The sequence below is a fragment of the Mesorhizobium sp. M6A.T.Cr.TU.017.01.1.1 genome (genome assembly GCF_004023115.1).
Taxonomy (GTDB): Bacteria; Pseudomonadota; Alphaproteobacteria; order Rhizobiales; family Rhizobiaceae; genus Mesorhizobium; species Mesorhizobium mediterraneum.
In genome coordinates, this window is the sequence record NZ_RZTA01000162.1 from 1 (window position 1) to 10,790 (window position 10,790).

Consider the following 10,790-nt stretch of genomic DNA (forward strand, 5'->3'; position numbering starts at 1 on the left):
GCGCTGCCGATGCGATCCTGTGCGACGCAAACCTGCCATCGGCAGCACTTGAGCGGCTGGTGGCGCTTGCCGCCGGCAAGCCGGTTTTCGCCCTTGCCGTCTCACCGGCCAAGGCGGCGCGACTCGCGCCAATGCTCGGCAGTCTGGCGCTGGTCTTCATGAACCGGCGCGAGGCCATCGCACTCGCCGATGTGGGTATCGGTGCTGCGGAGCAAGATATCATCGACGGCCTGAGGCGCGCGGACCTCAAAGGCGGCGTCGTGACGGCGGATGACGGTCCGGTGCTGGGCTTCGACGAGGTCGGCGCCTTCTCGATCCTGCCGCCAGCCCCAGGAAAGGTGTCGGACAGCGCCGGCGATGCGCTGGCGGGTGCAACGGTGGCTGCCCTGCTCAACGGCCTGACACTACGTGCGGCGCTACGCGAAGGCGTTGCCGTGGCGATGCTTGCCAGCGAGGGTATGGGGCGTGCGCCGGCTTTTACGGCGGCGAGTTTTGCTGAGGCGCTGACCCTTGTGCCCGAGGCGCAGGACTTGGCATGAGGTGATGACCAGCGGGGAGGCAAGCCTACTTGCCGGCCCGCAGCCCCGCCTCATAGGCTCGGCGTGCCCAGACCGCCATCTCATCCGGATCATCGAAGGCACTGTCAGGGATGCTCCAGTATGGCATGGACACGAGTTTGCCATGCCTCGAGCCGGTATAGGTCCATTGCCGACAGCCGGCCGCTTCGAATTCCGGCGCGCTTTCCGCGTCGGCCTTCAGCAAAAGTTCACCGCGAAGGACGATCGCGACGATGACCCGGTCGAAGTAGATGCCCTTGCCGCCGAACAGCTTGCGGATGCTGACCGGGCCGAGGCCTTCGAAAAGTTCGGCAATGCGTTCATTGTCCATGCGTCGATCATGTCACCCGGATTTCTCCTTGTCATCGCCGCAACCAGCACCATCCTGACAAGTTGAGACCAATTTCGTCGGAGTTTTTTCATGCCGCTTCTGCTCAAAGGGTCCTGCCGGTGCAACGCTGTCCGTTTCGAGGTGGAAAGCCACACGCCGGTGCCGTTCATGCTTTGCTACTGCTCGATCTGTCGCAAGCAGCAAGGCGGCGGTGGCTTTGCCATCAATCTCGGTGCCGATTTCGATACGCTGAAAATCAAGGGCAAGCGCAATCTCGGTGTCTATCAAGCCGAGATCGAGGACGACGAGCATCCGCAATGCGAAATCTCGTCAGGCGAGCGGAATTTCTGCCGGAAATGCGGATCGGCACTGTGGCTCTACGATCCGACCTGGCCGGAACTGGTTCATCCCTTCGCCTCGGCGATCGACACAGACCTGCCGAAACCACCTGGAAAGGTGCATCTCATGCTGAAATACAAGGCGAACTGGGTCGAACCTGACGTCGGCAAGGGCGACAAGGTGTTCGACGTCTACCCGGAAGAGTCGATCGCCGACTGGCACAAACGAACAAAAATGTGGGTGGAGTGAGGAGCCCGATCAGGCCGAAGCGCGTGCCTCGGCCAGTGCCTTCAGATCGGCCGGCTTGAGTTCAACCGATTCGCCGCAGCCGCAGGCCGAGCTCTGGTTCGGGTTGCGGAAGGTGAAGCCGGTGCGCAGCGTCGTCTGCTCGAAATCCATTTCGGTGCCAAACAGGAAAAGCGCCGCCTCCGGCGCGACATAGACGTGGGCGCCATCGCGCTCGATATGATCGTCCTTGGTATTGGGCTCGGTCACCAGGTCGACCGTATATTCCATGCCGGCGCAGCCGCCCTTCTTGATGCCAAGGCGAATGCCATGCGCATTCTCACGGGTCGCGACGATCTCGCGCACCCGGTCGGCAGCCTTTTCGGTCATCGTGATGACGGCGAAGCGTCCCATCTTTTTCTTTCTCCATTGCGTGCAGGTTCAAGGCCTGCCGAATGATTCCTCACCTAAAATGGTGAAATTTTCTGCCCGGCGCAAGTACGCCCATTAATACCAGCCCACCGCCACCTGCGCCTCTTCCGACATGCGGTCGGGCGACCAGGGCGGATCGAAGGTCATGTTGACGTCGACACCAGACACGCCTTCGACGGCGCCGACGGCATTTTCCACCCAGCCAGGCATTTCGCCGGCCACCGGGCAGCCCGGTGCGGTCAGCGTCATGTCGATTTTGACCGAGCGGTCGTCCTCGATGTCGATCTTGTAGATCAGGCCAAGCTCGTAGATGTCGGCCGGGATTTCCGGATCGTAGACTGTCTTCAGCGCCGAGACGATGTCGTCGGTCAGCCGCGCCAATTCGTCGGCGGGAATGGCCGAGGCGGAAACCAGACCGTTGGCAGTCGTTTCCGAAGTGGTCTCAGCGGTGCGGCCTGCATCATCCATGATCGTCATCCGAAGAATTTTCGCGCTTTTTCGAGTGCATCGGCCAAAGCGTCGACTTCGGCCCTGGTATTATACATGCCGAACGATGCCCTGCATGTGGAGGTTACGCCGAAACGTTTCAACAGCGGCTGGGCGCAATGGGTGCCGGCGCGGACAGCAACGCCCTGGCGATCGATCACCATCGACACGTCGTGGGCATGAATGCCCTGAAGCTCGAAGGAGATGATGGCGCCCTTATCGGGCGCATCGCCGAAGATGCGCAGCGAATTGATGGCCCGTAGCCGCTGATGGGCATAATCCTTCAAATCGGCCTCGTGCGCGGCAATGCGCTCGCGGCCGATCTTTTCCATGTATTCCAGCGCAGCGCCCAGCCCGATCGCCTGCACGATCGGCGGCGTGCCGGCCTCGAAGCGGTGCGGCGGATCGTTGTAGGTGACGATGTCTTGCGTCACCTCCTCGATCATCTCGCCGCCGCCCATGAATGGGCGCATGCGTTCCAGCATGTCCTTCTTGCCATACAGCACGCCGATGCCCGAGGGCCCGTAGACCTTGTGGCCGGTGAAGACGAAGAAATCGCAGTCGAGATCCTGCACGTCGATCGGCATATGCACGGCGCTCTGGCTGCCGTCGACCAGCACCGGAATGCCGCGCGCGTGCGCGATGCGGACGATCTCCTTGATCGGCGTCACCGTGCCCAGTGCGTTCGACATGTGCGTGATGGCGACGAGCTTGGTGCGATCGGTCAGCTGCTTCTCGAACTCTTCGATGTGGAAGACGCCGAGATCGTCGACCGGCACCCAGACAAGCTTGGCACCCTGCCGCTCGCGGATGAAATGCCACGGCACGATGTTGGAATGGTGCTCCATGATCGAAAGGACTATTTCGTCGCCCTCGCCGAGGTTGGGCATGCCATAACCATAAGCAACAGTGTTGATCGCCGCGGTCGTGTTGGAAGTGAAGACGATGTTGTCGGTGCTTGGTGCATTGAGGAAACGGCGAACCGTCTCGCGCGCTTTTTCATAGGCATCGGTCGCGGCATTCGACAGGAAATGCAGCCCGCGATGGACGTTGGCGTATTCCTGGGAATAAGCGTGCTGGATGGTGTCGAGCACGATCTGCGGCTTCTGTGCCGAAGCGCCATTGTCGAGATAGACCAGCGGTTTGCCGTAGACTTCCCGCGACAGGATCGGGAAGTCGCGGCGGATCGCCTCGACGTCGTAGGGGATGTTTTCGACTTTCTGGTCCATCACAAGCTCTCTCGAGGCATCGCCTCATTCCGTCCAGCACCCCTCACCCACTTCACCCGTGCGTCGCGAACCAGCCGTCGAGCCTCGTTTCCAGCGCCTCGACAATCGCCTCGTCGTCCAGTTCCTCGATCACCTCGGCGACGAACGCCTTCACCAACAGGCCACGGGCCGACTTCTCGTCGACACCGCGCGCCATCAGGTAGAACAGATGGCTGTGGTCGATCTCGGTGACGGTCGCGCCATGGCCGCAGACGACGTCGTCGGCGAAGATCTCGAGCTCCGGCTTGGTCGAGAACTCGCCGTCGTCCGACAGAAGCAGCGTGTTGCAGGCCATCTTGGCGTTGGTCTTCTGCGCATATTGGTGGACGTTGATGCGCCCCTGGAAGACGCCGCGCGCTCTTCCCGTTACCACGTTGCGGATCACTTCCGTGGAAGCCGTGTGCGGCACGGCATGGTCGAGCACCATGGTCACGTCCGTATGGGTGTCGCCGGCAAGCAGGTTGATGCCGCGCAGCGTGAAATCGGCGCCTTCGCCTGTCGTCTTGACCACGATCTCCTGACGCACCAGCTTGCCGCCGGCATTCATCACGAACAGCGTCAGTTTGGAATTCTTGCCAAGATGCGCCTTGAACTGGGCAAGATGCGTGGCCGTATCCGGCTGCTCCTGCACGATCAGCCACGTCACGTCGGCGCCCTCGTCAAGCAGAAGCTGGCTGACCGAACTGACCAGTGCGGCGCCCTCGCCCGTCTGGCGCTCGACGATGACAGCCTTGGCGCCGGCACCGACGCGGACGGCCAGGCGCACATGCGTCTGGCCGCCGGCCTGCAGGTTCTGCAACTCGACTGGCTTGTCCAGTTCGGCGCCATCGGCGATGTCGACAAAATAGCCGTCGGCGACAAAGGCTGTGTTCAGTGCGCCGATGGCATCGTCGGTGCCGTAGGGATCGAGCCCAGGTGCGATGCTGCCGTCGGTTAATTTCTCCGACAGGCGCTGGACGATAACGCCGTCGATGACAGGCACTTTCGCGCTCGACACGCCGTTCAGCACCGGCAAAATGACGGAGCCCTCAACGATCGGCGCAATGGCTTTCGCGGCGGCTGCCGGATCGAAGTCCGGCACTGCATTCAGCAGACGGCGCAGGTCGGTGTAATGCCAGGATTCGATGCGCCGCGTCGGCAGTCCGCTCTTGATCGCCTCGATGGCATCGTCACGCTTCAGCATCACCGTGCCGTCGCCGGGCAGCAGCGACAGCCGGTCGCTGAAGGCGTCGATCAGCGCTGTTTCGGCCGGCGTTCGCTGGGGTGTCGTGTGTATATTCATCAGTTTCGCCTTGTTTGGCTTGCCTTCTGGGCCTTCTGGCATCTCACGCGGCTTGGCCGATCACGCCGGCATAGCCATTGGCTTCGAGGTCGAGCGCCAGCGACTTGTCGCCGGACTTGACCACCTGGCCTCTGTAGAGCACGTGCACACTATCCGGCACGATGTACTGAAGCAGGCGCTGGTAGTGGGTGATGATGACGATGGCGCGGTCTGGCGCGCGCAACGCATTGACGCCTTCCGAGACGATCTTCAGCGCATCGATGTCGAGGCCGGAATCAGTCTCGTCGAGCACGCACAGTTTTGGCTCCAGAAGCTTCATCTGCAGGATCTCGGCGCGCTTCTTCTCGCCGCCGGAAAAGCCGACATTGAGCGGCCGTTTCAGCATTGCCATGTCCATGTCGAGCAAGGCGGCCGCGTCCTTCACGCGCTTCAGGAATTCCGGGATCTTCAGCGGCTCCTCGCCGCGCGCCTTGCGCTGCTCGTTCATCGCCACTTTCAGGAATTCCATCGTCGCCACGCCCGGTATCTCCATCGGATACTGAAAGGCGAGGAAGATGCCTGCGGTGGCACGCTCGGCCGGGTCCATTTCGAGGATCGACTGGCCGTTGTAGAGGATTTCGCCTTCGGTCACTTCATAATCCTCGCGACCGGCGAGGATGTAGGACAGCGTCGATTTTCCTGAGCCGTTAGGGCCCATAATGGCGGCGACCTCACCGGCTTTCACCGTCAGGTTCAAGCCGCGGATGATCTCGGTGCCGTCATCGACGATGCGGGCATGCAGGTTTCTGATCTCAAGCATTTTTTCTTTTCCTGAAAATTTTTATCCGGTCAGCCGACCGAGCCCTCTAAGCTAATCCCAATCAGCTTCTGCGCCTCGACCGCGAACTCCATCGGCAGTTGCTGGATGACGTCCTTGACGAAGCCGTTGACGATCAGCGCGATCGCCTCTTCTTCCGGAATGCCGCGCTGCATGACGTAGAATTTCTGGTCCTCGGAAATCTTCGAGGTGGTCGCCTCATGCTCGAACTGCGCCGACGCGTTCTTGGCTTCCATGTAGGGCACGGTATGCGCGCCGCACTGGTCGCCGATCAGCAGCGAGTCACAGTTGGTGAAGTTGCGGGCGTTGGTCGCCTTACGGTGCGCCGAGACCTGGCCGCGATAGGTGTTCTGCGAGAAGCCGGCGGCGATGCCCTTGGAGATGATGCGGCTCGACGTGTTCTTACCGAGATGGATCATCTTGGTGCCGCTATCGACCTGCTGGTAGCCGTTCGACACGGCGATCGAATAGAACTCGCCGCTGGAATCGTCGCCGCGCAGGATGCAACTCGGATATTTCCAGGTGATCGCCGAGCCGGTCTCGACCTGCGTCCACGAAATCTTCGAGCGATCGCCACGGCAGTCGCCACGCTTGGTGACGAAATTGTAGATGCCGCCCTTGCCCTCGGCATCGCCGGGGTACCAGTTCTGCACCGTCGAGTATTTGATCTCGGCATCGTCGAGCGCGATCAGTTCGACCACGGCGGCGTGAAGCTGGTTCTCGTCGCGCTGCGGCGCCGTGCAGCCTTCGAGATAGGAGACGTATGCCCCCTCCTCGGCGATGATCAGCGTGCGCTCGAACTGGCCGGTGTTCTTCTCGTTCATGCGGAAATATGTCGACAGTTCCATCGGGCATCGCACGCCCTTGGGCACGAAGACGAACGAGCCGTCGGTGAATACCGCCGAATTCAGCGTCGCGTAGAAATTGTCGGAGGTCGGCACGACCGAACCGAGGTATTTCTTCACCAACTCCGGATGCTCGCGGATCGCTTCCGAGATCGAGCAGAAGATGACGCCGGCCTGTGCCAGCTCCTTCTTGAAGGTGGTGACGACGGAAACCGAATCGAACACGGCATCGACGGCGACGCGACCAGACTTGTAGACATTGTCGCTGGCTTCCTCGAATTCCGACACATCGGTTTTCTGCACGCCGGCGAGGATTTCCTGTTCCTTCAGCGGGATACCGAGCTTTTCATAGACCCTCAACAGTTCGGGATCGACGTCGCTCAGCGAGGTCGGTCCCGGCGTGCTCTTGGGCGCCGCATAGTAGTAGAGGTCCTGGAAATCGATCTTCGGATAATGGACGCGCGCCCACTTCGGCTCGTCCAGCGTCACCCAGCGCCGATAGGCTTCCAGACGCCATTCCAGCATCCAGGACGGCTCGTCCTTCTTCGCCGAAATGAAGCGGATAATATCTTCGCTCAGGCCCTTTGGGGCCTTGTCCATCGCGATTTCGGTCTGGAATCCGTATTTATACTGGTCGACGTCGATCTTTCGGACCCGATCGATCGTGTCCTGCACAGCAGGCATATGCGTTCTCCATCCACGCCGGGGTCAAGGCCCGGCAGTTTTCAAACTATGGCACCGCGAAACGAGTACCCCGAGGGCACCCCCTAAGCGGCGTAAGTTCCATATAGTGCGTCCCTGCCGGAAATTCACCCGGCCACCATGAAACGCACGGCTCTACCAGGCCGGAAGGCCTGCATCATTCTGCCGCACTCAGGCGGCTTTTTCCCTGCCCCCGCGGCGCGAGGCAATATCTGCCAGCGCGGCACGGAACAGTTCGATGTCCTCGGCGCTCGTTGCGTGGCCGATGGACACGCGCAAAGCGCCAAGGCTGTCACTGTGCCCCATGGCCTTCAGAACATGGCTCGGGCCGACTTTGCCCGACGAACAGGCCGACCCGGCCGACAGCGCCACGCCGGCCAGGTCGAAGGCGATCTGCGCCGTCTCGGCCTTGATGCCCGCAATAGCGAAGAATGTCGTATTGGCAAGCCTCGGCGCGCCGGTTCCGAAGATTTCCGCATCCGGCACCAGCGTTTTTACGATGGCCTCGATCTCGTCGCGATGGCGAGCGACGGCGTCGATGCTCTTCAATCCGATCATGGCTTCCCGCGCCGCCGCGCCAAAACCAGCGATCGCGGCCGGGTTTTCGGTGCCGCCGCGATGACCCTTTTCCTGGCCGCCGCCGGTAACCAAGGGCCTCGGCATCATCAGGTCCGAGGCGGCGACGACGGCGCCAACGCCCTTGGGACCGCCGATCTTGTGCGAAGACAGAATCAAGTAATCGGCGTAACCCGCTGACATATCGAGCGGAATGCGACCGGCCGCCTGCACGGCGTCGACGACCAGGATGCCGCCCGCCGCCTTGACGATTTCGGCGATGCGGTCGACGGGCTGGATGACGCCGGTCTCGTTGTTGGCGGCATGGATCGCCACCAGCGGCAGGCCGTCTACCTTGTCGTGCGCGGCGAGTGCCGCCGCCAACGCGTCCAGCTTGATTATGCCGTTGCCCTCGACGCCGATCCGCGTCACCTGGGCTGCTGGAAAACGCCCGCCATTCAGCACGCAAGGATGGTCGGCCTCGCAGACGTAGAGCCGGCTCATGCGGATAGTGCCGCGCCCCATCTGCCAATCCGGCGTCAGCAACGTCGAGGCGGCTTCCGTCGCACCGGAGGTGAACACGACATGCTCGGCCCTGGCGTTGACCAGTGCTGCCACATCGCGCCTCGCATTCTCGATCAGCCGCCGTGCGGCGCGCCCCTCGGCATGGACCGAAGACGGGTTGGCGGCGGCATCGAGGGCGGCAATCATTGCCGCACGCGCCGCGGCAAGCAGCGGCGCACTGGCATTATAGTCGAGATAGGCGCGTCTTCCGGTCATTTTCGTTTCGATTGGTCCCTTCAAGAGCCATTCCGCGAGGATAGCGCGTTATTTCCTTGAAATTGCAAGGCAAGCCGTCCTATTTACGCGACTTGCGGCGCGGGTGGCCGAGCCACGATTTTTTTGGCCACCCAGTTTTGAACAATTCTAAACTAGCTTCTAAGAAGACGCTCGCCCTGCGTCAAGGCCAGAGGAAGAGTTGTTCCGGGCGCCGCGCATTCTTATGCCATGTGGAGTATTTTATGCCTGAGGTCATTTTTACCGGTCCGGCCGGCCGCCTGGAGGGTCGCTACCAGCCTTCCAAGGAAAAGAGCGCGCCGATTGCCATCGTCCTGCATCCGCACCCCCAGTTCGGCGGCACGATGAACAACAAGATCGTCTACGACCTCTTCTACATGTTCCAGAAGCGGGATTTCACCACGCTTCGCTTCAATTTTCGCGGCATTGGCCGCAGCCAGGGCGAATTCGACCATGGCACCGGCGAATTGTCGGATGCGGCCGCGGCACTTGACTGGGTGCAGTCGCTGCACCCGGATTCCAAGAGTTGCTGGGTCGCCGGCTATTCGTTCGGCTCGTGGATCGGCATGCAGCTTCTGATGCGCCGGCCGGAGATCGAAGGCTTCATCTCAATCGCGCCGCAGCCCAACACCTATGATTTCTCGTTCCTGGCGCCCTGCCCGTCGTCTGGCCTCATCATCCATGGCGACGCCGACAAGGTGGCGCCGCCAAAGGACGTGCAAGGACTGGTCGACAAATTGCACACGCAAAAGGGCATCACCATCACCCAGAAGACCTTGCCCGGCGCCAACCATTTCTTCTCCAACGATGCGGACCTCCTGCTCCAGGAATGCGCGGACTATCTCGATCGCCGGCTGGCCGGCGAATTGTCCGACCCGCGGCCGAAACGGCTGAGATAACAGCGATGTACCAGCCCCCTCATTTCCAGGAAACGCGGCAGGACGTGCTGCACGGGCTGATCCGGGCGCATCCGCTTGGCCTGCTGATCTCAAATGGAGCCGAGGGGCCGGTCGCCAACGCGATCCCGTTCCTGCTCGACGCCGATGTGCCGCCGAACGGCAGGTTGCGCGCGCATCTGGCGAGAGCCAATCCGCAATGGCGGCTGCTGGCCGACAGCCCGGCATCGCCGGTGCTGGTCGTCTTCCAGGGCACAGACGCCTATGTGACGCCGTCCTGGTATGAAACCAAGCGCGAGACCGGCAAGGTCGTGCCGACCTGGAACTACGCCGTTGTCCAGGTGCGCGGCATCGTAACGGTGATCGAGGACCAGGACTGGCTGGCCCAGCAGATTTCCGATTTGACGGTGTCACAGGAAGGCGCTCGCGAAGCACCTTGGGCGGTGACCGACGCGCCAACCACCTTCATCCAGTCGCAGATCAAGGGCATTGTCGGGCTGGAAATCGAGATCACTGACATCCAAGGCAAGTGGAAGGTCAGCCAGAACCGGCCGATCGCCGACCGTAGCGGTGTTTCCGAAGGGCTCGAGAGCGAGAGCCCGAACTCGCCCGACATGGTCCGGCTGGTACGATCCTACGGCGGGCTGGATAGCAAGTAGTATCCGTCAGGGATTGGCTGCTGCCAGGACAGGCGTCGGTGTCGACCCGGCCGGCTTGCGCCACGCCGCGCTGAGCCTGAACGTCTTCTTGCGGATCGGCAGTCCCGCCGCGGTTTGGCGGAAGATGAAGCCGAGCCGAGCAAAGACCAGCGCCGTAACGACGGTGCAAGCCATGCCGAGGCCGAAGCCCGCTATCGTATCGCTCGGATAGTGTGCACCGACCGCAATCCGCGTCGCCGCTACCCAGACGGTGATGGGCAAAACAACGTATTTCCCCCATGCCGGGGAAAGAAGGATCACCACGGCCGCAAGCATGCCCATATTCGTTGCATGGCCGGACGGAAAACTGGCGAAATACGGGTCGAACTCAAATGGGCGGAACGAGAATAACCCCATGTCCAAGACTGGCCGGCTGCGACCGAAGACGTGCTTCAAGACCGTCACCGTCAGCCCCGACAAACCGGCCGCGCTCAGCACGAAGAAGGCGAAGCAGGTCCAGTTGTATGCAAGCATGCACCAACGCCTTGAAAGGGCTTGCCAGTCCAGCAGATTGACCGGCACGAACAGCACCAGCGGCGGGATGAGATAACAGACGCCC

13 protein-coding genes are annotated in these 10,790 nt (G+C 61.7%); 4 read left to right on the forward strand and 9 right to left on the reverse strand.

Going from position 1 to position 10,790, the window contains the following annotated elements; all coding sequences use genetic code 11:
• On the forward strand, positions 1-539 hold a 539-nt coding region (locus EOB36_RS31105; protein WP_245467947.1), incomplete at its 5' end, for a PfkB family carbohydrate kinase.
• Between the two features lie 25 nt (positions 540-564).
• On the opposite strand, the gene EOB36_RS31110 is transcribed toward EOB36_RS31105, so the two are convergent.
• Complete coding sequence (locus EOB36_RS31110; RefSeq protein ID WP_095489599.1) at positions 565-888, reverse strand: TfoX/Sxy family protein; 324 nt, start codon at positions 886-888, stop codon at positions 565-567.
• 90 nt (positions 889-978) lie between these two features.
• Between EOB36_RS31110 and EOB36_RS31115 the strand changes: the two genes are divergently transcribed.
• A complete protein-coding gene (locus EOB36_RS31115) occupies positions 979-1,476 on the forward strand; it encodes a GFA family protein (RefSeq protein WP_128286379.1) in 498 nt (165 codons plus the stop codon).
• A gap of 9 nt (positions 1,477-1,485) precedes the next feature.
• Here EOB36_RS31115 and sufA read toward each other — a convergent pair whose 3' ends face one another.
• The 7 genes from sufA to EOB36_RS31150 all read right to left on the reverse strand — a co-directional run bounded on the left by sufA (position 1,486) and on the right by EOB36_RS31150 (position 8,619).
• The gene (sufA, locus tag EOB36_RS31120) at positions 1,486-1,866 is read right to left on the reverse strand and encodes a Fe-S cluster assembly scaffold SufA (protein WP_006206001.1); all 381 of its coding nucleotides are present in this window, start codon (positions 1,864-1,866) and stop codon (positions 1,486-1,488) included.
• 93 nt (positions 1,867-1,959) lie between these two features.
• The gene (locus tag EOB36_RS31125) at positions 1,960-2,352 is read right to left on the reverse strand and encodes an SUF system Fe-S cluster assembly protein (RefSeq protein WP_128286380.1); all 393 of its coding nucleotides are present in this window, start codon (positions 2,350-2,352) and stop codon (positions 1,960-1,962) included.
• A gap of 5 nt (positions 2,353-2,357) precedes the next feature.
• Entirely contained in the window at positions 2,358-3,599 is a 1,242-nt protein-coding gene (locus EOB36_RS31130; protein ID WP_128286381.1) for a cysteine desulfurase, read from the reverse strand.
• Between the two features lie 52 nt (positions 3,600-3,651).
• The gene (sufD, locus tag EOB36_RS31135; RefSeq protein WP_128286382.1) at positions 3,652-4,920 is read right to left on the reverse strand and encodes a Fe-S cluster assembly protein SufD; all 1,269 of its coding nucleotides are present in this window, start codon (positions 4,918-4,920) and stop codon (positions 3,652-3,654) included.
• Between the two features lie 43 nt (positions 4,921-4,963).
• A complete protein-coding gene (sufC, locus tag EOB36_RS31140; protein WP_095489602.1) occupies positions 4,964-5,719 on the reverse strand; it encodes a Fe-S cluster assembly ATPase SufC in 756 nt (251 codons plus the stop codon).
• A gap of 29 nt (positions 5,720-5,748) precedes the next feature.
• Positions 5,749-7,266 (reverse strand): Fe-S cluster assembly protein SufB, encoded by a 1,518-nt coding sequence (gene sufB, locus EOB36_RS31145; RefSeq protein WP_128286383.1) that lies wholly within the window; start codon positions 7,264-7,266, stop codon positions 5,749-5,751.
• A 189-nt stretch (positions 7,267-7,455) separates the two neighbouring features.
• Positions 7,456-8,619: a cysteine desulfurase family protein gene (locus EOB36_RS31150; RefSeq protein WP_128286384.1), complete on the reverse strand. Its 1,164-nt coding sequence runs from the start codon at positions 8,617-8,619 to the stop codon at positions 7,456-7,458.
• 242 nt (positions 8,620-8,861) lie between these two features.
• On the opposite strand from EOB36_RS31150, the gene EOB36_RS31155 reads away from it, so the two are divergent.
• On the forward strand, positions 8,862-9,536 hold the full coding sequence (locus tag EOB36_RS31155) for an alpha/beta hydrolase (protein WP_095489603.1): 675 nt from the start codon (positions 8,862-8,864) through the stop codon (positions 9,534-9,536).
• Between the two features lie 5 nt (positions 9,537-9,541).
• Positions 9,542-10,192 carry an FMN-binding negative transcriptional regulator gene (locus EOB36_RS31160; protein ID WP_128286385.1) on the forward strand — a complete coding sequence of 217 codons (651 nt, stop codon included), beginning with the start codon at positions 9,542-9,544 and terminating at the stop codon, positions 10,190-10,192.
• 6 nt (positions 10,193-10,198) lie between these two features.
• On the opposite strand, the gene EOB36_RS31165 is transcribed toward EOB36_RS31160, so the two are convergent.
• Positions 10,199-10,790 (reverse strand): phosphatase PAP2 family protein (locus EOB36_RS31165; RefSeq protein ID WP_128286386.1); only part of this gene is annotated, 592 nt, incomplete at its 5' end.

Coding starts and splice junctions, on each gene's coding strand:
- EOB36_RS31110 (WP_095489599.1), bottom strand. CDS start 888: ATGGACAATGAACGCATTGCCGAACTTTTCGAAGGCCTCGGCCCGGTC.
- EOB36_RS31115 (WP_128286379.1), top strand. CDS start 979: ATGCCGCTTCTGCTCAAAGGGTCCTGCCGGTGCAACGCTGTCCGTTTC.
- sufA (WP_006206001.1), bottom strand. CDS start 1,866: ATGGGACGCTTCGCCGTCATCACGATGACCGAAAAGGCTGCCGACCGG.
- EOB36_RS31125 (WP_128286380.1), bottom strand. CDS start 2,352: ATGGATGATGCAGGCCGCACCGCTGAGACCACTTCGGAAACGACTGCC.
- EOB36_RS31130 (WP_128286381.1), bottom strand. CDS start 3,599: ATGGACCAGAAAGTCGAAAACATCCCCTACGACGTCGAGGCGATCCGC.
- sufD (WP_128286382.1), bottom strand. CDS start 4,920: ATGAATATACACACGACACCCCAGCGAACGCCGGCCGAAACAGCGCTG.
- sufC (WP_095489602.1), bottom strand. CDS start 5,719: ATGCTTGAGATCAGAAACCTGCATGCCCGCATCGTCGATGACGGCACC.
- sufB (WP_128286383.1), bottom strand. CDS start 7,266: ATGCCTGCTGTGCAGGACACGATCGATCGGGTCCGAAAGATCGACGTC.
- EOB36_RS31150 (WP_128286384.1), bottom strand. CDS start 8,619: ATGACCGGAAGACGCGCCTATCTCGACTATAATGCCAGTGCGCCGCTG.
- EOB36_RS31155 (WP_095489603.1), top strand. CDS start 8,862: ATGCCTGAGGTCATTTTTACCGGTCCGGCCGGCCGCCTGGAGGGTCGC.
- EOB36_RS31160 (WP_128286385.1), top strand. CDS start 9,542: ATGTACCAGCCCCCTCATTTCCAGGAAACGCGGCAGGACGTGCTGCAC.